Here is a 23161-nt window from a genome sequence, read left to right as displayed (position 1 = left end):
ATTTCGTACTAAAGAGGAGAGATGGACATGAGAATCATCATTTACACGGGTAAAGGCGGCGTCGGCAAGACGAGTATGGCCGCGGCGACAGCGGTGAAAATGGCAAAGCAGGGGAAACGAACGCTCATTATCAGCACCGACGCAGCACATAGTTTGGGGGATTCACTGGACATGCGGATCGGGCCGGAACCTGTTCCGATCAGCGAAAACCTATGGGGGCAGGAAGTGAACAGCCTACGGGAAACGGAAAAGAATTGGGGAATGGTCCAAGATTGGCTAACAGCAATGCTTGATAAAGCAAAGCTTACCGACATTACGACGGAAGAAATGATCGTATTTCCCGGCATGGAAGAGCTGTTCAGTTTGTTGCAAATCAAAGAACAGGCTCAAAGCGGGCATTACGATGCGGTCGTCGTCGATTGTGCCCCGACCGGAGAGACGCTGCGACTTCTAAGCTATCCCAATGTATTGAATTGGTGGCTTGAAAAAATTTTCCCGACCGAACGCAAGCTGATTAAGCTCGTCCGACCGGTCGCCAAATTCGTAAATAACATGGAGCTGCCTTCGGACGATGTGCTTGACGGCATTGAACGTTTGGCGCGTAATTTGGAGGAAATGCAACGGATCGTTCTAGACCCGGAGATGACATCGGTGAGAATTGTTCTAAACCCCGAGAAGATGGTGCTTGCCGAAGCAAAACGTTCATTCACCTATCTGAATTTATTCGGGTTCAATACGGATGCGATCATCGTGAATCGCGTGCTGCCGGATGAGGCAGGGGAAGGCTATTTCGCCTATTGGCGGAATCTTCAAAAGAAATATGAAGAAGAGATCGTCATGAACTTCCAGCCGCTGCCGATTTTGAAAGCACCTATGATGCAAAAAGAGGTAATCGGATTACCTATTCTCGAGGAATTGGCGGATATCGTTTTTAAAGATCAGGACCCTTCCGCGATATGTTATCGGGGCAGAACGGAAATGATCCGAGAGGTGAATGGGGAAATGCTGCTGGAACTTATGATCCCTTTTGTGGAGAAGGCGGATTTGGATTTGACACAGACTGGCGACGAACTGACGGTAGATACAGGCGCCTACAAACGGAAAGTTATTTTGCCAAGACCGCTAATAGGCCGGCAAGTTGCGGGCGCGAAGTTTGCGGAGGACCGGCTTATCATCCGTTTCGGCGAACGGAATACGGCAGGAAAGGAATGATGAGCGATGAGAAACGCTTTGCCTAGAATAGAACGGATATTGAAGTATCTGGAGCAGCATCAAGCTGAGGGGCATGCACGAACTGCGATCAAGGAATGGTTGCTCGCGTCTCGAGCGGTCATCGACAGCTGCATTGACTCTTTGGAGGAGAAGTCAAATACCCCGCATGCACGCAAAATCAATATTAAGGAAGAGTAAATTCGGAAAATACGATAGCGAGGTGTAACGAATATGGTTTTGCAAGATATCGCTTTGATAGTGGCCGCGGTTAGCGGCGTTTCCGTGGCTCATGGCATCATAGTCCAGCGGCGCATGGTCCAGCCGATGGGGATTAACACCAGTGGCTAAGGCGGTTAATTTGCTGTGATTTACTACGATATCGTACAAAAATAAGTAACTTTGAATGGGCTGTCAGACAGGCAGCCTTGTTGTATTTGTATACCAAAACGGAGAAACAATCCTAATAAATATAAACATTTTTCACTACGGAGGAATAATGCTGTTACCGCAGACTCTTCAGTTTAGAGTACCCATACAAATGGAGAATGCAATCTGGTTTTTGATTTTAGCTGTTTTGAGTCTGTTTCTGATCGCCTATACTTTCTTTAGACAAAAAAAACCTGAAGTTATTGCCCTTGTATTTGGGGCTGAGCGCAATAGCGCCTTATTTCGAAAATGTGATTTTGCACGTTCTTCATAGCTACGAATACTACCCCGGTATATTGAAGAACCCCTATCATGATTTGTCGTTAGGCGCATATCTTTCCCAGGTCTACTATGTATCATCGGCAGCCTTTTTCATTGCTGCGTTTCAACTCCGCTTTGGTTGGATATTACTCATTTCCGCTATGTTTGTTGGCATAGAGTACGGTTTTTTAGCACTGGGGATTTATAAGCTGATTTGGTGGCACCCGTCCTATACCGGCGTTGATTTGCCTGTTTACTTTTGGATATCCAAGAAGTGGTGCGTCTTTTTGCTGCAAGGCTCCTCCCGTTTCATTGCGGTACTGCTCATTTGCTGCAAGTTTAACCGTGTGCTGCTGAATGATCGTAAGTCGTACTGAGACTATTCCGTCCGGATTAGTTAAACTTACCGCTCGGTAGAGTGCATCGATGGCAGCGATGAGGTCAGGGGTTCGTCCGCGCGGACGGAATGAAATGAAAAGGCTTCGTAGTGTAAGCTCCACCATGCATGCAACACAAACCACGTCTTCTACACACTGTTTGCATCAGCTGCTCCGCAGACAGAGAACTCAGCTCTAACGGCTGCCACAGACCTTATTTAGCGTAAAAAGGTATGTTTTACAATTTAACGGCTGTGACAGACCTTACTTTCACTTCTTGTAGGGATATGAGCCCATTTCATACCTACAAGGTCTCACAGTTCCGTTAGAATTAAAAAAATCACAATTGCATGCAAATAGCATCTGTGGCAGCCGTTAGAAAAGCATGCTCCCAGCAACCTCGATCAAGGGAGTCGATAAGTGAGGTATCTCAAGTTTCTGCTAGCAACAGTCATCAGCTCTTTATCCAGAAGATTTTGAAGTACTGCTCTTGTGTAGCGAGCCGATAGCTGCAGATGCGAGGAAAGCTCCCGAGGGGCAAAAGAACGCATTAATCTGCGGGCGTATCGCAAGGTTTCCGCTTCGGCCCAGCTTAGATTGTATGGCACCGCAGTCGACAGGAATTTCCCTACAAAGGAAAGTGTCAATTGTTTACAAACGCCGGGATCTTCTTTAATGGATAAATAAGCGATAGGAAGGAATAGCCAGTCATCCAAGGCAAGCAAGGCTTGCTTCATGCATAGATCATTGAAACGGCTTGCTCCTATATCTCTGGCATGACGTCCTCGGGCATATAGGCTGGATCCAAATAACGATATCCGTTATTGAAATCTCTCACTTCATATTCAGCATATAAATGGTCAAAATTGCCGATAGCAGGATTCCAAATCAAGCGTAGATACTCCATAGTCCCGTGTCCAAGTCCTTTCCGAAGAAATTCCTTTCTCCGATGGCTTTTCTCTTCCGCGATCTGTCTTGCCATCCATTCCTCATAGGCATCTTTAAACACGCGCATCTGCCCCCCAACCTTATTATTTTAATCGCAAAAAAGCCGCTTTGATACGCCAATGCTCGAAAGCGGCGTATCAAAGCGGCATGTGCTTCATACCGTTTAGTTTGTTTACGATTATACCATAAATGTAATAGGAATCGGACATCCCATGACGGTTTCGGTCACATGATCGGATGTTTTCTGACGATGGAATCATCGCCTTCCAGGAATGGCCATGCCGGGTACTCGATGGGCAAGCTGCTGACCTGATCCAACCTCGATAATTGTTCGGGAGTCAAAATAATGCCGCTCGCCGCAAGATTGTCTTCCAGTTGATCCAGGCGCTTCGCTCCCACAATCACGCTGGTGACCGCTTTCTGGTTTAGCACCCAAGCCAAAGCAATCCGAGCCACCGTAGAATCGCGCGCTTCCGCAATTTCGCGCAGCACATCGATAATCGCGAACGCCTTATCTTGATCGACTGGAGGAAACGAAAGCTTAGCATGACAGTCTTCTTGCAGGCCTTGTTTGTCTCGCGTGTACTTACCCGACAGGAATCCGCCGGACAGAGGACTCCAAACGACAAGACCCATGTTTTGATCCTGGAGGACGGGGATAATTTCCCGTTCGATTTCGCGGGCGGCCAGAGAGTAATAGGATTGGCTGCTTTTGAATGCATGCAGCCCATGGAACTGCGAGATTCCCCTCGTTTTCATAATGCTCCAACCGTTCATATTGGAAGAACCGATGTAGCGGACTTTGCCGCTGCTTACCAGGTCGTCGAGGGCGCGCAGCGTTTCTTCCCAGTCCGTCAGCTGATCCGGGTTATGAACCTGATACAGATCAATATAATCCGTTCCTAGACGTTTGAGACTTTCTTCGACCTGCCGGATGATATGCAGGCGCGATAAGCCGAGCTCATTTGGACCGGGCCCCATGCGTCCTCTTACCTTCGTCGCGATAATGGCCTGGTGTCTTTTGCCTTTTAACGTTTTTCCGAGTATGGCTTCAGACTGCCCATCGGCGTAGACATTGGCGGTATCGAAGAAATTCACTCCCGCTTCCATCGCCCGATCGACAAGCAATCCAGCATCTTTCTCGCCAAGACCGCCGAAGATGCCCCACTTGGCGCCGCCCCCAAATGTCATCGTACCGAGTCCGATCTCCGAAACAAGCACTCCCGTTTTGCCCAATAAATTGTATTTCATTGCTTTTCCCCTTCCTGAATATGGATTACAATTTTAGTGACGGAAGAAAAATCAAACGGACGCAAAAAAACAAAAAAATAGTCAGGTGGGAAACGATCAATGAAGCTGGAGACGCTTTGGGAAGGATATTACGCTCATGTCCGGAACTATGTCCGGCAAAAAATCAGTAACCGCGCCGATACAGAAGATATCGTGCAAAATATTTTTATAAAGGCCCATGAAGGATTGGTTTACCTAAAGGACGATGATAAAGCTCGGGCTTGGCTATTTCAAATAGCACGCAACTGCATCGTGGATTACTATCGCAAAATGAAGAAGACGGAGGAGCTGCCGGAGCAACAAGAGGCGGAGGAAGAGTCCAATTCCGATTATTCTACCGAAGCAGCTGCAGATTTGGTGACAATCCTGCCTTTTTTGCCGGAGAAGTACAGGGAAGCGATTGAGCTGACCGATCTGAAAGGCATGTCGCAGAAGCAGCTAAGCGAGCTTCTAGGGATTTCTTATTCAGGTGTGAAGTCAAGGGTACAGCGAGGACGGGAGTTGATCAGGGAGATGATGACCAGCTGTTGCGAGATTGTATCGGATCCATATGGGAATATCGTTGAATATCGCGTGGTGCGCGATGAACCGGTTCATACCAAAAAATCCAAACGGAAATCCGCGGCCGCATTGTGCAATACGGATACGAGACAAACTAACAGTAGTTAAATGGAGGTCGGTATTATGCGGAATGAAGCGATATTGTTAGTGGATGACGAGGAAGGCATCCTGATTATGCTGGAAAACCTGCTGCGAAAAAACGGATACACGCATATAACGAAAGCTTATTCGGCTGCCGAAGCGCTGATGGCCGTTCGAACCGCTCGCTTCGATATGATCGTGTTAGATGTAATGCTTCCGGATCTGGACGGATTTTCTTTGTGCACGGAGCTGCGCAAGACGATTACGACTCCGATCCTGTTCCTTTCCGCCCGTTCCGGCGATATGGATAAGCAGCAGGGTCTTATTTTGGGAGGCGACGATTACGTAACGAAGCCATTCAACCCGATGGAAGTCGTTGCGAGGATCCAAGCCCAGTTGAGACGGAGCGCGTTTTATGCTTCCGAGGCATCAACCGCAGAGGAGATCTATCGGTATTCGGCCTTTACCGTGAACCGGACAACAGGAGAGTTGATCGTGGGCGACGAGGTTACGCCATGTCCGGCGAAGGAGCTGGAGCTGCTTTTCTATCTGTGCAAACATCCGAACCGGGTGTTCACCGTACGGCAATTGTATGAGCAGTTGTGGGGAGACATGCTGCAGGGGGATGAGAAAACGGTTGTAATCCACGTCTCGAGACTGAGAAAGAAGCTGGAGGCGGATCCATCCGACCCTAAGCTGATCGTGACGTTAAGGGGAATCGGATATAAGTTCGTTCCCCCATCCGGAGGCCGATGAGATGAATTTGATCCTTCGAATAGCGGTGCAGCTGTTGGCGGCTTTCTTCCTCTTCCTTCTTTGCATCCAAGTAATCGTGATCGCTGCGGCTTGGTTGTTCTGGCCGGAATTGCTGCGCTCCGGAACGGCCGCGAGCAGCCAAGAGCTTTTCTTTATGGTCCTGTGCGCCGTGCTTTTTCTTCTGACTTTGCTTCTGATCGGCTGGTATTTGGGCAAGCCGATCTATTATATGATGATTTGGATCAGACGCCTGGCGAACGGCCAATACAATGATCCCGCTAGATGGGACGAAATCCACACCCGGAGGAATCATTCGTTGAAATTTCCGTATGCCGTCTACAAGGAATTGTTCGAGCATTTGCGGAAGCTTGCGAGCACGCTGAAAGCGAACGAGGAGGCGTTGCGGCAGTCGGAACAGACGAAGCGGGAATGGATACGCGGCATTTCCCACGATTTGAAAACGCCGTTAACCTACATTTCCGGTTATTCCAATATGCTAATCAACAAGGAATATGGGTGGAGCGAAGCGGAGCGTCTGGAATTCCTGACCATTATCCAGCAGAAAGCGGACCATTTGCAAGAGTTGGTTCAGGATCTGAATGAAACGGTTCATGGTCAAATCCCTCTGCGAACCGAGAGAGTCGATCTCGTCGAGATCGTGCGCAGGACGGCGGCAGACGTAGGCAGCGCGCCGTGGGCGAGCGGTTATCTCCTCAGATTGGATTCGGAGTCCGATCTGATCATGGCGGACTGCGATCCAAGGCTGATCATGCGAGCGATTCGCAATTTGCTCGTCAATGCCGTTGTACATAATCCGGAAGGCACGATGATTACGGTTCGAATCATGCAACGTCCGGATCGGACGGCGGAAATCCGGATCGAGGATAACGGAATCGGATTCAATGATTCTGTCGATCGACCGGGTCTTGGCCTGTCCATTGCCAAGCAGCTCGTTGAAGCCCATGGAGGCAAAATGAACGTGCACAGCAAACCGAACGAAGGCACTTCGCTGTCGATTCGGCTGCAGGCTGAGCATATTTAGGATAACGTTTGTGTTCCGTTTACCTCCTGTTTACCGGCGTTCTCTATAATATCGAGTAACGCCGTAACAGGAAGGTGAAGTTACATGATAAAACAAAGAGCTTCGTTATCATCGAAAAAATGGGGGTATGCAGCGTCGGTGGCGCTCGTTCCCTATGCGATCCTTAAGTTACTGTGGGCGAACGGGTTCGCTGTGCTTGCCACCCGGCAAGGTATCGAGGAAATGCATGCTTCCATGCAGGCGAACGCCGACCCCATCAGCAAATGGCTGTATATGAACGGAATCGACGCGACCGCCCTATTGGCGCTCATAGCATCCCTTCTAGCGCTTGCTTTGGTACAGCAATGGGGAAACAAGCTTCCGCGCCGGATCCTCCTTGCTCCTGCATCCTTGGGCGGTTTGTTTTTCGTTTCCATAAGCCTCGTAACCTTCTGCAAGCTAATGACGGGTAACATAAACATGGCCGACAACCCGCATTTCGACCCTTGGGTACCGACAATCGTCTACGGGGGCTTCTTCGTTTGGGGAGTCACGGTCAGCATGGCCGCACGGTCCTTCGGCATTAGAACGAGGGGGCCGGCGCTTCCTCATTCGACGCGCTGGTGGAGGCGATGGCCGGAATGGACCCGCATCGCCGCGATCGCTTGGACGGCGACGTACGGCGCTTTGGGCGTATATTGGTCACTTGGAGGTCCGGGTTTTCCATTAGGCTTGTCGAACGACCCGGGTGCGGCAGCTTCCGCCTTCAGGCATGCGGCCGCCGAAACCGCGGGTCCTGTCATCGTTGCGCTATGCGTTCTCGGCGTAATCGTGCTCTATTGGTTCAAGTTCAAAGCAAGCGGCGCGGTCCGAACGATCTTGCTCTCGTTTGCCTGGAGTATCTCGTTCGTTTTATGCTTCTTCGTCATGGATGCCCGTGCGCTGATTGTCGTGGCATACGCTCCGGTGGCCTTGATCGGTTCTCTATTAGGAGGGTCGTTCCCCTTCTTCGAATCCATTACTTTGCCCGTTGCGAACCAGTTTGTATGCCTTGCGGGCGGAATGCTCTGGGCAACGGCGGCTTTAACCTTCGGTCGGCGTTCGAGAGAGGCTTGCGAACATTGCGGACGCGTTCGCGGCACGGCACATGGGCCGGCATCATCGACTTCCGCGTCACGCTGGGGCAGGCGGGCTGCCCATGTCGCGATCATCGCCCCTGCGTACTATGAGATTACCCGCATCGCCTGGCTATTTGGAATTCCTCTCGGGATATCGAACGAAATGCTTAGAGACCTTCAGGAATCGGGGGCGGCAGTCGCAGGAGCGGGGCTCGCGCTCGTATCGATCGGCGGCACCGTTCTCACGCACGGTCTGATCAAACCTTGGGGCGAGACGTTTCCTCGCTGGTTTCCGATGCTTGCCGGTAAACGCGTCCCTCCCGCTCTGGCCCTCGTTCCTGCCGGGATCGTCTCCATCCTGATCACCGTTACCGGCATGCAGGTGGTCTTCGATATCTAGTCCATTGGAGATCTCCGGGATTGGGGAGCCACGACCCCGCTGCTGCTTTTTCCGGTCTGGGGGATTTCGCTGGGGATCGCCGCGATCTTCTACTATTATCGCAGAAGAGGCCATTGCGAGCGCTGCGGTTCGAATTTGCAAAACCGGTAGGACAGAGACCTTCAGGCAGCCAAAACAAAGAGGATGACTTCGCAGCGCACGAGCGCTGAAGGTCATCCTTTTTTTCTATAGAATGAAGGGGATACGTTTTCCAGCTTGCGGAACGCTCGGCTGAAGGCATAGATGCTCTGAAAACCTAGCTTGTCCGCAATTTCGGTTAAAGGGAGGTTCGTCAATTGGATGAGCTGCTTGGCTTTCTCCAGACGGATGGCGGTATGGTACTGGATCGGGGTCGTCCCGTATGCTTTCTTAAACAGCCTGCACAAGTAATATTTGCTTAAATTCGCGATATCCGTTAACTCGTCTAACGTAATTTCCTGATCCGTGCGATGACCGATATAGTTCTTGACGCGGTCGAGCTGCTCCCATTTGGACATGAGGTGCATGTTATTATGCCAGTGAATTTCCCTGAGAAGTTGAATCCACAGTTGGATGAACAGTCCTTTTACAGCGATCTCGTGGTAGGGAAGCTTCCGTTCCAGCTCATGAATAATGTCGAATATGAATTGCTCGATGACGACAGGTTGATTTAGGCGAATATGATTAGGCAGCGGGTAGTCCAAGTAAGGAGTAATATCCTCGCGAAAAAACGCTTTCTCCTGCTCCGTCATCGACTTAAGCGGCTTGTAGGAAACTTTCACTTGCGGGCTGTCCGGCTGGTAGAACAGGTCGAAATGGATATGCGGCTGATGGAGCTTCTTGTTGTTCAACAGCAGGATGGAATGCGGCTGCATCGGCTTGAACAGGAAAAGATCGCCTGGAACGCCGTGATAAACCTGATTCTCGATCGTGACTCGAATATCCCCGTCTTTGACGTACAGCAGCTCGTAATCGTAGATCACTCGTTCGGAAATTTCGAAAGGCGGATCGATCATGCTGTCCCAGGCAACGCGCACATAAGGCGATAAAGCGTTCAAATCCATATGATCCCTCCTTCCGTCATTATAGTACACAAGCTGCAAAACGGAAACAAAAATAAGAGCAATTTTGGTTAAAAAGTCGGTCAGATATGATATTTCTATCCGGCCGTTTCTCCTATAAAATCAACAACTAGCAAGACATTTTGTTTCTCATGAGAAGCCGCGAAGAAGCAAGACAACGCTTACATTGAAAGGGGATTGCTTTGAAAACATTTAACGGTTTGGACATGGGGCTTGGCAGCCTGCCTCGTCTTTCGGACGCGAAGACGAGGTCGATCAGCGCGGAAAACATTACGGGTGAAAAGGGAAAGGCGGCAATGGCGACGGAAGGAACGGGAGCGCAGCCCGGCCGCGATTTAGGATTGGGATGGAAAATATCCCCGTCGGTCGTTATTCCAGCGGAAAGCACGTTCATATTGGCTGAAATCGCTGGACCTGGCGCAATCCAGCATATTTGGATGACGACCTTTCCCGGTCATTGGCGGAATTTAATCCTTCGTTTCTATTGGGACGATGAGGAGGCTCCTTCGGTTGAAGTCCCGTTCGGCGACTTCTTCTGCAATGGCTGGTGCGAACGCAGCAACGTTATTTCGCATCCGGTCGCCGTTAACCCTGCAGGGGGCATGAACAGCTACTGGGTGATGCCTTTCCGCAAGAGCGCCAGAATTACGGTAGAAAACCGCGCGAATGAAGAGGTTGTCCTGTACTACCAGGCGGATTACGCGTTGACGGATGTGCCGGATGATGCGGCATACTTCCACGCCCAATGGAACAGGAGCAATCCCGTGCGATACAAGGATGTTCATACGATTCTGGACGGGGTCAAGGGCAAAGGCCATTACGTCGGAACTTACTTGGCCTGGCAGGTCAATAATTCAGGCTGGTGGGGCGAAGGGGAAGTTAAATTTTACATGGATGGGGATCGGGATTTTCCGACGATCTGCGGGACGGGAACCGAGGATTACTTCGGCGGCGCATGGAATTTCGAGCAGCCGAAAGGGGAGTATTGCGAATTTTCCACCGCGTATCTCGGACTTCATCAAGTGCTTAAGCCGGATGGTTTATATCGCAGTCAACAAAGATTCGGCATGTACAGATGGCATGTCATGGACCCGATTCGCTTCGAAGAAGATTTGCGCGTAACGGTTCAGGCGCTCGGATGGCGTTCGGGAGGCAGATATCTTCCGCTGCAGGACGATATCGCATCCGTCGCCTTCTGGTACCAATCGGAGCCGCATGCGGCCTATCCGAAGCTGCCGGGGAAAGACGAGCTGGAAGTGATTTAGCACGTTTGCGTTTTTGAATATGGAACGATATCAGGGAGGGCAACGAAATGTTAAGTTCAATCAAAAGAATGATGAGCGTCATCCTTTGTCTCGTAATTGCAATGAGTTTGATTGCCGCATGTTCGAGCAACTCCGGTAACAGCAACCCGAACGAAACGAACAATGCTGCAAGCGAAAGCAACACCCCTTCGAATAATACGGGCTCCGGCGAACAAGTCACCATCAAATTCTCCGGCTGGGGCGAGCCTAACGAGAAGAAGCTTTACGAAGAGTTGATCAAAACGTTCGAAAGCCAAAACCCTGATATTAAGGTGCAATACATTCACATTCCCGCCGACTATGCTGGCAAAATGAACACCGTCCTGGCTGGCGGAAGCGCCCCGGACGTGTTCTATGCAGGCGATGGCGATATCGCCCGCTGGATCAAGCTCGGTGCTATCATGAATATTCAAGAGCAGGTCGACGCTTCCGGTTTTGACCTCAGCGACATGTTCCAATCCGCTGTCGACCGGTATAGATATGACGGCATGATCATGGGCAAAGGCGATCTGTATGCGCTCCCTATGGACGTGGCGGGTACCGTGCTTTACTACAATAAACAGCTGTTCGACGAAGCGGATGTGCCTTACCCAAGTTCCGAAACGCCAATGACCTTCGATCAGCTGCTCGACACCGCAAAGAAGCTGACGAAAGACACGAACGGTGACGGCAAACCGGATCAATACGGCATGGGGCCGATCTGGTGGGAAGGCTTCGTTTGGGGGAACGGCGGTAAAATCTTAAACGATGAACGCACGGCGTTCGTGCTGAATGAAGAGAAAGCGGCGGAAGCGCTTCAATATGCGGCAGACCTTAGCAATGTCCATAAGGTTGTTCCGGATTCGCGCGCGCTTCAGTCGATGAATGACGGACAAATGTTCGAAACCGGCAAGCTGGCCATGATCACAGCAGGCAGATGGGCCACTCCGGTATACCGCAATTTGAAGTTTGATTGGGACGTGGCGCCTATTCCGGCTAACGGCGTATGGAGCGGCTGGAGCGCCTCGACGGGATATTCGGTCTGGAGCAAGACGAAATATCCGGAGCAAGCCTTCAGATTCGCTGCTTTTCTGGCAGGACCGGAAGCGAACCAAATACGCGGCGAGCAAGGATTGACCATGCCTGTATACAAGACCATGGCGAACTCGGACATCTTCCTCCAGCCGGGTCAAAAACCGGAGCATGCCGAAGTGTTCCTGAAAGCAGTGGAGACCGAGCAATCGGGACCGTGGACGTATGTCGCGAATAACAAATGGTGGGATATCATCAATCAAAACCTGGGACAAATGTGGGAAGGCAAAATGACGGCCAAGGAATTGCTCGACAAGATCAAACCGGAAGTGGAAAAAGCGTTGAAAGAAGGGAACCCGGAGCTATTTAAATAAGTGAAGGATGGTAAGGGAGGGAGAGCGTGTCCTCTTCCTCCTACTTATTTCCGAGAAAGAGGGAATCGAACATGACGCGCAGTCTCAGCCTGAAGCAAGATAACCCGATCGGCGCCAAACGACGGTTCAACAAAGATTATGTCTGGGCGTACCTGTTTATTTCTGCGCCGATCGTCGGCTTTATGATCTTCGGTTTCATACCGCTCTCTTATTCGGTGTACATCAGCTTCACCAAGTTCGACGGATTCAATGCGCCGGACCTGAACGGATTGGAAAATTACCGGCTGTTGTTTCAAGATCCTTTGATCTGGAAGACAACCGTGAATACCTTTTACGCCGCGCTCGGTATTCCGATAGGCATGGTGATTTCATTAGGGATCGCTATCGCTTTAAATCAGAAAATTGCCGGAATCAATTTTTTTCGCACCGCATTCTTTCTGCCGACCATCAGCTCCGTCGTCGCGCTGACCCTGCTATGGAAATGGGTGTTCAATTCCGATTTCGGGATATTGAATCAGCTGCTTGGATATGCCGGGATTCAGGGTCCGGCTTGGCTGAATGAAGAAAACTGGGCGATGCCGGCCATGATCATCCAGGGCGTATGGGGCGGGCTTGGCTTTAATATGGTACTGTATCTTGCCGCCTTGCAGGGCGTGCCGGCGACTTTGTATGAAGCGGCCGAAATGGACGGGGCGAGCAAATGGCAGAGATTCCGTTATATTACCGTTGCGGGTATCTCGCCGACGACATTCTTCATTCTAGTGACGGCGATTATCGGAGCGCTGCAGGATTTCGTAAGGTTCCGGATCATGACGGGCGGCGGGCCGAACTTCTCGACGATGACAAGTGTCTATTATTTGTTTGAAAACGCTTTCCGTTATATGAACATGGGCTTCGCCTCGGCGATGGCTTGGGTGCTGGGTATCGTGATTATGATTATCACGCTGATTAATTTCTTAATGTCGAAACGTTGGGTGCATTACGAATGAGGAGGGACAGCATGGCGGTCGTTACGAATAGCTCAATGAACCGTAAACGAAATAAAAGCGAGATCATGAATAGAGCCGTCGCATATGTGTTCCTGATCATCGGTGCGCTCATCATGACGGTCCCTTTCCTGTGGATGCTGTCCACATCATTGAAAGAGCCAGGGCTCGTGTTTGAAATGCCGCCGAGATGGATACCGGAGAACATCATCTGGGACAATTACAAAGTCGTTCTGACCGAATCGGATTTGCTTGGAGGTTTCATGAATACGATGGCGGTCACGCTGCCTCCGACAATCGTCGGATTATTCGCAAGCGCAATAGCCGCGTATGCGTTCGGAAGGATGGATTTCCCAGGGAAAAATATATTTTTTATGGCGCTGCTCGCGACCATGATGATTCCGGGCGTCGTCTTAATGGTACCTTCTTTCATCCTGTATAAGTATCTGGGCTGGATCGACAGCTGGAAGCCGCTCATGATCCCGGGGATGTTCGGGGCAGCGGGGACGGTATTTTTTCTCCGCCAATTTTTCAAGACGATTCCGAGCGAGCTGGAGGATGCGGCGAAGATGGACGGATTGTCTCCTTTCGGTATCTTCATGCGCATTGTCGTTCCGTTATCCAAGCCGGCGCTGGCCACTCAAGCCATCTTCGGATTTCTCGGCGGTTACAACGATTATATGGGGCCGCTCATCTATTTGAACTCGCCGGAGAAGTATACGCTTCAGCTGGTGCTGGCTACCTTCCAGGATGCATACAACGCGGAGTGGACGCTAATTATGGCAGGCTCCGTTCTGGCGCTCATCCCGACGGTTATCTTATTCTTTTTTGCCCAGCGGTACTTTATTGAAGGCATAACGTTGACCGGAATGAAAGGCTGATAACGAAAGGGAGGGATGACCTTTGGCATCGCGCAAGCGGCTGTTGGGCTCGGTCGTCGGCGCAATTGCGCTCGCGGCTGTTGCTCTGTTCGTTATATTCAATAGGAATGAGAAACCGATCGAACCCGTTACTTACCAAAACCCGGTTTTTGAGCCGGTGCTGGCCGATCCTGTCGTGCTGCGCGGAGATGACGGATATATTTACGCTTACGGTACGGAGGATGATTGGGGGGACGGAGAAGGCTCCCGTGTTGTGCCAGTCGTCCGATCGAAAGACATGACGCGGTGGGAATACGTCGGCGAAGCGTTCGCGGAGAAGCCGGCGTGGAAGGAAGGCGGCATCTGGGCGCCGGATGTCGTGAAGCATGAGGGCAAGTACTATATGTATTACACGATGTCGCTATGGGGTGACCAAAATCCCGGTATCGGGCTGGCGATCGCGGACTCGCCCGAAGGGCCGTTCGAGGATCGGGGCATGCTGCTGACCAGCGAACAGATGGGCGTGTATGCCATCGATCCCATGTTTATTGTGGATGACGGCAAGCCTTATCTGTTCTTCGGCGGCATTACCTCGGGCATATTCGGCATCCAGCTGTCGAAGGATGGGCAAAGCCTTGCCGGAGAGATGTTCCAAATATCGGGAACAGGCTATGAAGCGCCGTATATCGTCAAGCGCGGACAGTACTATTATTTCTTCGGATCCGCGGGTACATGCTGCGAAGGCGCGGACAGCACTTACCGGGTTGGGGTCGCTCGGGCGGAATCGCTTAGGGGCCCTTATTTGAACAAGGCCGGAGCCGACATTATGTATCACGAGGGCGATACGATTCTATCGGGTTACTTTCCCGGGACCGAGGCCGAGAAATTCGTCGGGCCGGGGCATAATTCGATCATAACGGACGATAACGGCACGGACTGGATCGTCTATCATGCCATCGACGTCAATTATCCGAAGTTCGGTCACGGAGCGTCTCGTCGGCCGCTTATGATCGACGAGCTTGTTTGGAAGGACGGATGGCCGGAAGCGGACGGGGCGTTACCGAGCATAGAGACGAAGGCCGGACCTGTCTTTCAGACCGGCAAGGAGTGACGCATGACATCTGTGAATAATTCGCGAAAGTACATCCCGGCAATCCTTATCGCTGCTTTTCTTCTAGCGGCAGCGGCGGCGCTCGGCATGCGTCTCCTCGGACTGGATGAAGATCAGGCAGCACCGGAAGCATACGGTCTCGAGGCGATGACTTCGCTTGAGCGCTTGCCTTACTTGAATACCTCGACCTTCGCAGGAATGGCTTCAAGCTATGATCGCAGCGAGGGCAACTCGGACGGCTTCGGCTACAGCAACTTTCTATATGAGGATGAGCACGGCGATAAAGTGATGCTGGATCTAGAAGGCCCAGGGACGATTTACCGAATGTGGTTCACGGGCTATGATCCGATCGAAGCTAATGTCAAAGTATACTTCGACGGGGAAGAGACGCCTCGCGTTCATATGCTCCTCAGTGAATTATTCGGCGGTTCGAAGCAGCCGTTCGCTGAGCCGTTTGTCGTCGACGATACGAAATCAAGCGGAGGCTTCGTCAGTTACTTGCCTCTTCCGTTCGCTAAATCCGTGAAGATTACGACAAATGGCAGAGGAGCGAGTTTCTTCTATAACCTCGGCTACCATACGTACAGTTCGGACACTCGCGTATCGTCTTGGCAGGGCGCAGAGGACGCCGCCGAGGCAATCAAGCTGTGGAGCAATCCGGGAAGAACGCCCGTCGTTGGTGAAGATACCTTAGCGACGGCGGATTCGATCCGGCTGGAAGCGGGAGCTTCGCAAACCTTGCTTCAAGTCGACGGGCCGCGTTCAATCTTCTCGATCAAGCTGAAAATCCCGGGTGTCGAGCCTGGCGCGGATGCCGGACAAATACTGAACAAGACAAGGCTGCGCATCTATTGGGATGGCGATTCGAAGCCTGCGGTCGATGCGCCGGTTGGTTCCTTCTTCGCGATGGGACAGTTTGGCGCTTATGCAACGCAGTCTCTTCCAGTCGGGATGGAACCCGATAATACCATGTACGCCTACTTCCCGATGCCATTCGAGCGCGAGGCGCGGGTCGAACTGGTGAACGATGGCGAGGAGACGATAGACGATATCGCTTATGAAATCCGACACGAGAAGTTCCGCGGCTCGTTCCGTAACGTCGGGTATTTCAAAACCCGATTCTCCGAGCTGCAAGCGGACGCCCTCGACGGTAACGATTTACTCGTCCTGGACGAATCGGGTTCGGGCAAATTCGTTGGCGTCGTGCAGTCGCTGCACGCCAAGCTAAATCAGGGGCAAGTAGACCGTTGGCATCTGGAAGGCGACGAGAAGGTGTTCGTCGACGGAAGCCAAAGCCCGGTCATACACGGCACGGGGACGGAAGACTTTTACAACGGGGGCTGGTATTTCAACCAGGGCTTGTTCACCCAGCCGCTTGCCGGATACACGGCTTTCCATATCGAGAATGAATGCGACTCCACTTCGATGTATCGTTTCTTCACCCATGACGCGATACCGTTCCGCAATCATATTCGCTTCTCGATCGAGCACGGCGCATTAAATGACGTGACCGAACAAGTGTGGTTGCTTGCTTATTATTATCATCATCCGCGGGAGCGGGCGGTCTTGTCGGATACGCTGGATGTGGGCAACGCGAAGAGCGAGAGCGAGCATGATTATGCGATTCGGAATCAGACGTGGAACGATTCGAGCAACTACCAATACGAGGGTAAGCTCTTGGGCGAGTTCATCCAAGACGACGGACGGGCGCATACCGGCTCGAGCGAATTTACGATGGCGCTGGAATCGGACAATGAAGGAGCTCTGCTGCGGAGAAAATTCGATCAATCGGTGGAAAATCAGGCAGCTGATATCTATGTGGACGAAATGCTTGTCTGGACATGGCACAAAGCGGGAAGCAACGGTTCGCACAGTTGGAGGGACGAGGATTTCTTCATCCCTGCTGTTTATACGGAAGGAAAGACAAGCATCCGTATCAGAGTGGTATATACGGGAAATTCTTCGGGATGGAACGAGTACAGGTACAACTTATTCTCGCTGGTGCCGTAAAGTAAATCATAAGAAGCACGAATCGGAGGGGTACGATGGATACAAATTTGAAGCTTCGCAACCCGATCCTGGGATCGGGAGCGGATCCTTGGGTCATTCGCAAGGAAGGTACGTATATTTACACCCATACGACCGGGGATCATATTAAGTTGTGGAAATCGGATACGCTCTCCGGCATTGGATCCGGCGAGGGGAAGGTCGTATGGACGCCTCCCGGATCGGGCCCTCAAAGCCGCAGTATATGGGCGCCGGAAATTCATTTTATCGATGGAAGATACTATATTTACTTCGCGGCGGATGACGGCAAAAATGAAAATCATCGCATGTATGTTCTGGAATCGGTCGGCGATGACGCGTTCGGACCGTATGTGAATCGAGGGCAAATCACCGATTCCACGAACAAATGGGCGATTGACGGCACCGTTCTGCAGATCGGGAGGGCGTTGTATTTCATTTGGTCCGGATGGGAAGACGATGAGAATATTCGGCAGAATCTTTATATTGCGCCAATGAGCAATCCATGGACGATAAGCGGCAAGCGGATCGAGATATCCAGACCGGATCGGGCGTGGGAGCGAATCGGAGAGCCGAATGTGAATGAAGGCCCGGTGACGCTTATTCGCAATAATCGGATTTTCCTGATCTATTCAGCGAGCGGCAGTTGGACCGACGATTACTGTCTTGGCATGCTGAGCGCCAAATTGGACGACGACCCGCTCCGACCGGAATCGTGGAAGAAGCATGACCGGCCCGTATTCGCAAGGACGGACACCGTCTTCGGACCTGGACACAACTCATTCGCCAAGTCGCCGGACGGCAGCGAGGATTGGATCGTCTATCACGCAGCGGTTTCGAAAGGTGCCGGATGGAATCGGAATGTACGCATGCAGCCGTTCTCATGGAACGAAGACGGGACGCCGCATTTCGGTGCCCCGGTCGATACTGCGACAGCGCTGCGGCTACCAAGCGGTGAGTGAGCACAAAGCATCTACTTACCATTTAAAGCAAACAACCGCTCCTACAATAGGTCGGTTGTTTGCTTTTTATCGTCCGCACGGACGGAAGGGCTCAGGCCGAGCTCAGTTGCCCCGTATTTGATGCCACATGGTTACCATATCGATCCAGCCTCGATGTTCGGAAATCTTGCCGTCCGTTACTCGATATTGACGATACAGCGTGACATCGATCGTATTTCCCGTAGGCGCCGTTCCAAAGAACATGCCTAGATGCGTGCCTTTTACAGTCATTCTCGCGAGAACCTTATCCTCTTGACCGATGATCTCTTCAACGGTGTAGCGTTTATCGGGAAATGCCTCCAAAATCTTCGCGGCGAATTGTTTCAAGCCGTCCTTGGATTGGTAAGAGAGCTCTTGATAATCGGCTGATAAAAATCGATCAACGCAATCCAATTCGCTTTGATTCCAAAAGGCTTCGATAAATTCATTTACCGTTTCAACGTTGCATTGTTCCATCGTTTTCATCTCGAACAACTCCTTATGAGTTAGTCATTTAAGTTATTGAGCTTGGATTTGAGGTAAAAGGGTGGCCGTATCGAACCAGCCGCGGTGTTCGGCGATTTTTCCTTCGATTACGTGGAATTCGCGAAATTGAGTTGCCTTCACGGTATTACCCGTAGGTGCATTTCCTGCAAAATGGCCTGAGAACACAGCTGTCATGAATATTCTTGCGATGACTTTCTCTCCTTGAACCAGGATTTCATCCACGGTATAACGACGATTTGTAAATGCCTCCACGATTTGCGGGGCAAAGAATTGATCGGTTTTTTCCAAAATGCTCTGATTTGCAGTGTCCTCGATAAATGCGGTCACCGTTTCTACATGCTGTTGTTCCATGGTTTTCATACAGAACGCATCTCCTTTTGTAGGGGTTGTTTTAGTTTGCCGCCGCAGCCGTTGCAGTAAGCTTCCGGGTAAGTTCCAAGAAACTGTTGAGCGTATCCCGAACCCTGGTTCTCATCCCCTCGTCTAACGGTGCACCATCCGGATCGAACGAGTTGGATCCGTAACCGATCGAAATCCACTCCGGACAGTTAATCCCGTGCAAATTACGTACGATCGTCTGCAGGTGCGAGAGCGAGCTGACCCCGAGCGGTCCGCCTGCGGAGCTTACGGAAAGCACCGTCTTGCCTGTAACCTGGCCTGCGGTTATATAGTCCAAGGCGTTTTTAAGAGCTCCCGATATGGAACCGTGGTATTCCGGAGTAGCAAGAATCAATCCGTCCCCATCTGCTATTGCTTCCAATACACGTTGGACGTTGGGTTCGAAATTCCAGTTGTCGGGTGAAAAAAGCGGCAGCTGCAGCTCCGATAAATCGACGAATGCGACCGAAATATGCCGGGCTTTCAAAAGGCTTTCGATATATCGGAGAAGGTTAGTGCTCGTTGCGTTTGCGCGGTTACTTCCAGCGATCAAGGTTATTTTCATCTTAAACATCACCTTTCAATTTTCAAATGGTAACTTGCGATAAGAGGGATTCGCATGGCGCCGGCTGACAAGCAGATCCGATTGTGCTAATATGTGACTATAAGGTCACTTTTGATAACCTTATGATATGTTACTAAAAGGTAACATGTCAAGGGGGTCGGATTTTTTAATTTCAGTTCCGTCAAGGAGGAGGTGTTTCGATTGGAAAATGACATATTCAAAGCGCTCGCTGACCCCAGCCGCCGTACGCTGCTCGATTTGCTTCACGCCTCGAACGGGCGGACGCTGAATGATCTCTGCATCCCGCTCGATATGTCCCGATTCGGCGTCATGAAGCATCTGAATATATTAGAGGAAGCCGAGCTCATTACCACGAGAAAAGTTGGCCGTGAAAAGCTCCATTATTTGAACGCGGTGCCCATACGTCAAATTTATGAGCGATGGGTGAGTAAATACGCCGAACCATGGGTAGTCGGATTAACATCCCTTCAAAACGAACTGGAGCGTGAAATGGAAATGGAAAACAAACCACGTCAAGTCAATCGAATAGCGATTAAAGCAAAGCCTGATCAAGTGTGGCAAGCGCTCACGGATCCGGCAAAGACTTCGAAGTTTTGGTTTAATTGCGCCATCCGATCCACATGGGAAATCAAAACGCCATTCCAACTATGGAATGGGGAAGAGAAGAAAGCGGAAGGGGTCATCCTCGACATCGATCCTCCGAATAAGCTCGTGATGAGCTTTCGCTTTATTTCGTTTCCCGGCACGGAGAGTGATAGCCCGTCGCGCATTACGTGGGAGATTACTTCGCACGCCGAGCTTCAAGGGGTGACCCTTGTTACCGTCGTGCACGACGAATTCGAACAGGCAGTCAGTACGGCAAAGATCCTTGAAAACGGGTTGCCGATCGTGCTTTCGGGTATGAAGACGTTAATTGAAACCGGTGAGATGCTCGCCAGCGATTATGATGAAGGGTTTAGCAAAGACCGGTAACTCATTTTTTGGTTGTGAAACTGACGAATGCTAGAGAATGCATCAAGACGAGCGAATGTGAGCTCAACAAAAGGGGATGTCCCGAAAAGCCACTGGCTCAGAGACATCCCCTTAATGTGTATGCAGCTAACCTCAGGCTGCTAAGTTGGATTTTTGCAGTAACTTTGGACGGACGCCATGAACGAACCTTTCGCCCTCGGAGACAGCCTCTATAAACATCCAATAACTAGCCTTCCACTCTGACCGCGTTTCTCTGCGCAATGAGGCATAGCTCGGCAGCTTTGAATGCGTGCTCCTGCGTCATCGCGATTTCCGTACCTTGCAATATGTCGAGAATCAGCTCGCCAAAGTATGGGAATCCGACCTTGCCCGATACGTTGAAATAATGCTCCCCTTCGTGATTGACGAGAAAGACGTGATTCCCGCCGCGGTCTCTTGCAATGTCCGCATATTTGCGGAGTTCGATATAGCCTTCTGTTCCTAATAGGAGCGTCCGTCCGTCGCCCCATGTGCTTAGCCCGTCAGGCGTGAACCAATCGACCCGAAAATATCCGGTTGATCCGTTGTCCCCTCGCAGATTGCAGTCTCCAAAGTCTTCAAACGTCGCATGCTGCTTGTTGTTATAGTTGGCTATTTGGCTTTGAACGACCTGTGCGTCGCGGGAGCCGGTATAATACAGGAACTGCTCGCACTGATGGCTGCCTATGTCGCACAGAATACCTCCGAACTGCTCGCGCTCGAAAAACCACGCCGGCCTAGCCGGAGCATTGAGCCGGTGTGGCCCGTAGCCGCTAACCTGCAGGACGCGTCCGATCGCGCCTTGCTTAATCAGCTGTCCGGCATAAACGGCACTTTCCGCATGCAGCCGCTCGCTGTAATAAACCGCATACTTCAAGCCGGTCTCGGCGACCTTATGCCTCGCTTCCGCCAATTGTTCAAGCGTTGTTAAAGGCGCTTTGTCCGTGAAATAATGCTTCCCATGCGACATCGCTCTCATGCCGAGCTCGCACCGAAGCGAGGTGACGGCCGCTCCCGCGACAAGCTTAACGCTCGCATCCTGGTAGATCTCATCCTCGGAGCGGGCGATTCGCACATGAGGAAATGCTTTCTTAAATCTATCGACCTTAACGGGATCGGGATCATATACCCATTTCAATTCACCGCCGGCTTCGCTCAGACCGTTGCACATGCCGTAAATATGTCCGTGATCGAGCCCGATGGCGGCATAATGAAATTCGCCTGGGCCGCATACCGCTTTCTTAACCCCGATCGGGGCGTAATTCATTCCGCTTCGTTTCTCCATGTTCTTTCACCTCCTTATGATCTGTAATCGCTGCCGAGCGTTATCGTATTCGAGCCGAAGTTCTCGACTGTTTTGTTTTTCTCATAGAAATGGGTGGCCTGCCGCTGAATTCCTTCTCTCGTATAGAAGGGATCGTCCGGCGATAGCGGGAATTCGACTTTGACCCCGAGGCTTGCTGATTTGTATATGCCGACGATTAACTCCAGCGTGTCTCGTCCGCTATGGCCGTCGATGAGCAGAGGAGCGCCGGTTTCGATCGCCGAAAGCACATTGTCGATTTGTCCGGCATGAGCTTCATGTTCCAGCTGCGGCAAGCTGTCGTACAAGTCTTGAAGCTCATGTGCGAGTGCTGCATTCGGCTCTGGAAATCCGTTTGACTTCGATAGGGAGGCAGTCACCCGCCACGGCGCCGATACGCGTGCTTTGGCACCTTGGAATATAAGCTGCTGCTCCTCGCCGTGATGGACGACCGAGCTTGTAATTTGGGCGAGCGCCCCGTTGCCGTAGCGCAGCATGGCGATCGACAAATCCTCTACTTCGGCGTTGTCATGCGAGACGTTCGTCATAAAGGCTTGCAATTCGGCAGGCTTACCCATCATCCACAGCAGCGCATCGATATGATGAACGGCATGATTGAGCGTGCAGCCTCCGCCTTCCTTCTCCCACGTTCCCCGCCACCACAAGTCGTAGTAGCAGTGGCCGCGCCACCAGAAGGAATCTACCTGCGCATGTACGATTGGACCGATTAGATTGTTGTCCAGCACCGCTTTCAAATTCATCATCGGCGTTTTGAAACGATTTTGGGCAATGACGGACAATAGCTTGCCGCTGCGCCGAGCGGCTTCGTTCATGCGATCGCATTCCTCCAGCGAGGAGGCCATCGGCTTCTCGACGATAACGTGCTTGCCCGCATCCAGAAAATCAATCGCGATCGGGGCATGCGTATACGGAGGCGTACAGATAGACACGAGGTCGATATCCTCCGTCAGCAGATCCTCATAATCCTTCACGACCTTGGCGTTCAACTTGAACTCCTGAGCCAGCTCCTGCGCCTTGTGCACGTAAATATCCGCTACCGCTACGATCTCGCACCGTTGTCCGAATCTTAGATAACCGTCTATATGTGCCTTGGAAATACCGCCTGTACCAATAATCGCTACTTTGATCATAATGAATCATCCTCCAATATTTATCGTTTACCGCATTCGATGTA

The 23161-nt window shown here is 51.3% G+C and carries 23 protein-coding genes; 15 read left to right on the top strand and 8 right to left on the bottom strand.

All coding sequences use genetic code 11. The annotated features are described in order from the left end of the window. Positions 1 to 27: 27 nt before the first annotated feature. From J2T14_RS04520 to J2T14_RS04510, 3 genes are all read left to right on the top strand, one after another. Positions 28 to 1212 (top strand): ArsA family ATPase, encoded by a 1185-nt coding sequence (locus J2T14_RS04520; protein WP_307468206.1) that lies wholly within the window; start codon positions 28 to 30, stop codon positions 1210 to 1212. A 6-nt stretch (positions 1213 to 1218) separates the two neighbouring features. Next, positions 1219 to 1410 carry a hypothetical protein gene (locus tag J2T14_RS04515; protein ID WP_307468203.1) on the top strand — a complete coding sequence of 64 codons (192 nt, stop codon included), beginning with the start codon at positions 1219 to 1221 and terminating at the stop codon, positions 1408 to 1410. Between the two features lie 437 nt (positions 1411 to 1847). Continuing rightward, positions 1848 to 2276: a hypothetical protein gene (locus J2T14_RS04510; RefSeq protein WP_307468201.1), complete on the top strand. Its 429-nt coding sequence runs from the start codon at positions 1848 to 1850 to the stop codon at positions 2274 to 2276. 763 nt (positions 2277 to 3039) lie between these two features. On the opposite strand, the gene J2T14_RS04505 is transcribed toward J2T14_RS04510, so the two are convergent. Together J2T14_RS04505 and J2T14_RS04500 are read right to left on the bottom strand one after the other, a co-directional pair. Next, a complete protein-coding gene (locus J2T14_RS04505; protein WP_307468196.1) occupies positions 3040 to 3285 on the bottom strand; it encodes a hypothetical protein in 246 nt (81 codons plus the stop codon). Positions 3286 to 3449: 164 nt separating this feature from the next. Next, positions 3450 to 4475 (bottom strand): aldo/keto reductase, encoded by a 1026-nt coding sequence (locus tag J2T14_RS04500; protein ID WP_307468193.1) that lies wholly within the window; start codon positions 4473 to 4475, stop codon positions 3450 to 3452. Between the two features lie 99 nt (positions 4476 to 4574). Here J2T14_RS04500 and sigZ point away from each other — a divergent pair, with 99 nt between their 5' ends. The 4 genes from sigZ to J2T14_RS04480 all read left to right on the top strand — a co-directional run bounded on the left by sigZ (position 4575) and on the right by J2T14_RS04480 (position 8451). After that, positions 4575 to 5183, top strand: coding sequence for an RNA polymerase sigma factor SigZ (sigZ, locus tag J2T14_RS04495; RefSeq protein ID WP_307468191.1), 609 nt, complete (start codon positions 4575 to 4577; stop codon positions 5181 to 5183). 15 nt (positions 5184 to 5198) lie between these two features. Next, entirely contained in the window at positions 5199 to 5912 is a 714-nt protein-coding gene (locus J2T14_RS04490) for a response regulator transcription factor (RefSeq protein ID WP_307468188.1), read from the top strand. Position 5913: 1 nt separating this feature from the next. Further along, positions 5914 to 6954: a sensor histidine kinase gene (locus J2T14_RS04485; protein ID WP_307468185.1), complete on the top strand. Its 1041-nt coding sequence runs from the start codon at positions 5914 to 5916 to the stop codon at positions 6952 to 6954. Positions 6955 to 7038: 84 nt separating this feature from the next. Further along, positions 7039 to 8451, top strand: a complete 1413-nt coding sequence (locus tag J2T14_RS04480; protein ID WP_307468182.1) for a hypothetical protein — start codon at positions 7039 to 7041, stop codon at positions 8449 to 8451. A gap of 212 nt (positions 8452 to 8663) precedes the next feature. Here J2T14_RS04480 and J2T14_RS04475 read toward each other — a convergent pair whose 3' ends face one another. Next, on the bottom strand, positions 8664 to 9533 hold the full coding sequence (locus J2T14_RS04475) for an AraC family transcriptional regulator (protein ID WP_307468178.1): 870 nt from the start codon (positions 9531 to 9533) through the stop codon (positions 8664 to 8666). Between the two features lie 200 nt (positions 9534 to 9733). Here J2T14_RS04475 and J2T14_RS04470 point away from each other — a divergent pair, with 200 nt between their 5' ends. From J2T14_RS04470 to J2T14_RS04440, 7 genes are all read left to right on the top strand, one after another. Next, on the top strand, positions 9734 to 10816 hold the full coding sequence (locus J2T14_RS04470) for a glycoside hydrolase family 172 protein (protein ID WP_307468175.1): 1083 nt from the start codon (positions 9734 to 9736) through the stop codon (positions 10814 to 10816). Positions 10817 to 10863: 47 nt separating this feature from the next. After that, the gene (locus J2T14_RS04465; protein ID WP_307468172.1) at positions 10864 to 12240 is read left to right on the top strand and encodes an ABC transporter substrate-binding protein; all 1377 of its coding nucleotides are present in this window, start codon (positions 10864 to 10866) and stop codon (positions 12238 to 12240) included. A 71-nt stretch (positions 12241 to 12311) separates the two neighbouring features. Then, positions 12312 to 13229 (top strand): carbohydrate ABC transporter permease, encoded by a 918-nt coding sequence (locus J2T14_RS04460; RefSeq protein ID WP_307468168.1) that lies wholly within the window; start codon positions 12312 to 12314, stop codon positions 13227 to 13229. 11 nt (positions 13230 to 13240) lie between these two features. Then, complete coding sequence (locus J2T14_RS04455; RefSeq protein WP_307468163.1) at positions 13241 to 14107, top strand: carbohydrate ABC transporter permease; 867 nt, start codon at positions 13241 to 13243, stop codon at positions 14105 to 14107. 22 nt (positions 14108 to 14129) lie between these two features. Then, positions 14130 to 15197, top strand: a complete 1068-nt coding sequence (locus tag J2T14_RS04450) for a family 43 glycosylhydrolase (RefSeq protein ID WP_307468162.1) — start codon at positions 14130 to 14132, stop codon at positions 15195 to 15197. 3 nt (positions 15198 to 15200) lie between these two features. After that, positions 15201 to 17207, top strand: a complete 2007-nt coding sequence (locus J2T14_RS04445) for a glycoside hydrolase family 172 protein (RefSeq protein ID WP_307468159.1) — start codon at positions 15201 to 15203, stop codon at positions 17205 to 17207. Between the two features lie 35 nt (positions 17208 to 17242). Then, the gene (locus tag J2T14_RS04440) at positions 17243 to 18184 is read left to right on the top strand and encodes a glycoside hydrolase family 43 protein (protein ID WP_307468156.1); all 942 of its coding nucleotides are present in this window, start codon (positions 17243 to 17245) and stop codon (positions 18182 to 18184) included. Between the two features lie 102 nt (positions 18185 to 18286). On the opposite strand, the gene J2T14_RS04435 is transcribed toward J2T14_RS04440, so the two are convergent. From J2T14_RS04435 to J2T14_RS04425, 3 genes are read right to left on the bottom strand one after another with little or no spacing between them, the layout of a single operon-like run. Next, complete coding sequence (locus J2T14_RS04435) at positions 18287 to 18688, bottom strand: ester cyclase (protein WP_307468153.1); 402 nt, start codon at positions 18686 to 18688, stop codon at positions 18287 to 18289. Between the two features lie 33 nt (positions 18689 to 18721). Further along, positions 18722 to 19069, bottom strand: coding sequence for an ester cyclase (locus tag J2T14_RS04430; RefSeq protein ID WP_307468150.1), 348 nt, complete (start codon positions 19067 to 19069; stop codon positions 18722 to 18724). Between the two features lie 31 nt (positions 19070 to 19100). Then, positions 19101 to 19652 carry an NADPH-dependent FMN reductase gene (locus tag J2T14_RS04425; protein ID WP_307468147.1) on the bottom strand — a complete coding sequence of 184 codons (552 nt, stop codon included), beginning with the start codon at positions 19650 to 19652 and terminating at the stop codon, positions 19101 to 19103. 201 nt (positions 19653 to 19853) lie between these two features. Here J2T14_RS04425 and J2T14_RS04420 point away from each other — a divergent pair, with 201 nt between their 5' ends. Further along, on the top strand, positions 19854 to 20645 hold the full coding sequence (locus tag J2T14_RS04420) for an ArsR/SmtB family transcription factor (protein ID WP_307468146.1): 792 nt from the start codon (positions 19854 to 19856) through the stop codon (positions 20643 to 20645). Positions 20646 to 20871: 226 nt separating this feature from the next. On the opposite strand, the gene J2T14_RS04415 is transcribed toward J2T14_RS04420, so the two are convergent. Both J2T14_RS04415 and J2T14_RS04410 read right to left on the bottom strand, forming a co-directional pair. Next, entirely contained in the window at positions 20872 to 21948 is a 1077-nt protein-coding gene (locus J2T14_RS04415) for a Gfo/Idh/MocA family protein (protein WP_307468145.1), read from the bottom strand. A gap of 14 nt (positions 21949 to 21962) precedes the next feature. After that, the gene (locus tag J2T14_RS04410; protein ID WP_307468142.1) at positions 21963 to 23117 is read right to left on the bottom strand and encodes a Gfo/Idh/MocA family protein; all 1155 of its coding nucleotides are present in this window, start codon (positions 23115 to 23117) and stop codon (positions 21963 to 21965) included. Between the last annotated feature and the right edge of the window lie 44 nt (positions 23118 to 23161).

This window comes from Paenibacillus harenae, from assembly GCF_030812415.1.
GTDB classification, from domain to species: Bacteria; Bacillota; Bacilli; order Paenibacillales; family Paenibacillaceae; genus Pristimantibacillus; species Pristimantibacillus harenae_A.
The sequence above is the reverse complement of the archived record's forward strand: the minus strand, read 5'-3'. Positions and strand labels throughout refer to the sequence as shown.

Coding starts and splice junctions, on each gene's coding strand:
- J2T14_RS04455 (WP_307468163.1), top strand. CDS start 13,241: ATGGCGGTCGTTACGAATAGCTCAATGAACCGTAAACGAAATAAAAGC.
- J2T14_RS04435 (WP_307468153.1), bottom strand. CDS start 18,688: ATGAAAACGATGGAACAATGCAACGTTGAAACGGTAAATGAATTTATC.
- J2T14_RS04460 (WP_307468168.1), top strand. CDS start 12,312: ATGACGCGCAGTCTCAGCCTGAAGCAAGATAACCCGATCGGCGCCAAA.
- J2T14_RS04485 (WP_307468185.1), top strand. CDS start 5,914: ATGAATTTGATCCTTCGAATAGCGGTGCAGCTGTTGGCGGCTTTCTTC.
- J2T14_RS04410 (WP_307468142.1), bottom strand. CDS start 23,117: ATGATCAAAGTAGCGATTATTGGTACAGGCGGTATTTCCAAGGCACAT.
- J2T14_RS04475 (WP_307468178.1), bottom strand. CDS start 9,533: ATGGATTTGAACGCTTTATCGCCTTATGTGCGCGTTGCCTGGGACAGC.
- J2T14_RS04415 (WP_307468145.1), bottom strand. CDS start 21,948: ATGGAGAAACGAAGCGGAATGAATTACGCCCCGATCGGGGTTAAGAAA.
- sigZ (WP_307468191.1), top strand. CDS start 4,575: ATGAAGCTGGAGACGCTTTGGGAAGGATATTACGCTCATGTCCGGAAC.
- J2T14_RS04520 (WP_307468206.1), top strand. CDS start 28: ATGAGAATCATCATTTACACGGGTAAAGGCGGCGTCGGCAAGACGAGT.
- J2T14_RS04490 (WP_307468188.1), top strand. CDS start 5,199: ATGCGGAATGAAGCGATATTGTTAGTGGATGACGAGGAAGGCATCCTG.
- J2T14_RS04445 (WP_307468159.1), top strand. CDS start 15,201: ATGACATCTGTGAATAATTCGCGAAAGTACATCCCGGCAATCCTTATC.
- J2T14_RS04500 (WP_307468193.1), bottom strand. CDS start 4,475: ATGAAATACAATTTATTGGGCAAAACGGGAGTGCTTGTTTCGGAGATC.
- J2T14_RS04480 (WP_307468182.1), top strand. CDS start 7,039: ATGATAAAACAAAGAGCTTCGTTATCATCGAAAAAATGGGGGTATGCA.
- J2T14_RS04515 (WP_307468203.1), top strand. CDS start 1,219: ATGAGAAACGCTTTGCCTAGAATAGAACGGATATTGAAGTATCTGGAG.
- J2T14_RS04425 (WP_307468147.1), bottom strand. CDS start 19,652: ATGAAAATAACCTTGATCGCTGGAAGTAACCGCGCAAACGCAACGAGC.
- J2T14_RS04440 (WP_307468156.1), top strand. CDS start 17,243: ATGGATACAAATTTGAAGCTTCGCAACCCGATCCTGGGATCGGGAGCG.
- J2T14_RS04430 (WP_307468150.1), bottom strand. CDS start 19,069: ATGAAAACCATGGAACAACAGCATGTAGAAACGGTGACCGCATTTATC.
- J2T14_RS04465 (WP_307468172.1), top strand. CDS start 10,864: ATGTTAAGTTCAATCAAAAGAATGATGAGCGTCATCCTTTGTCTCGTA.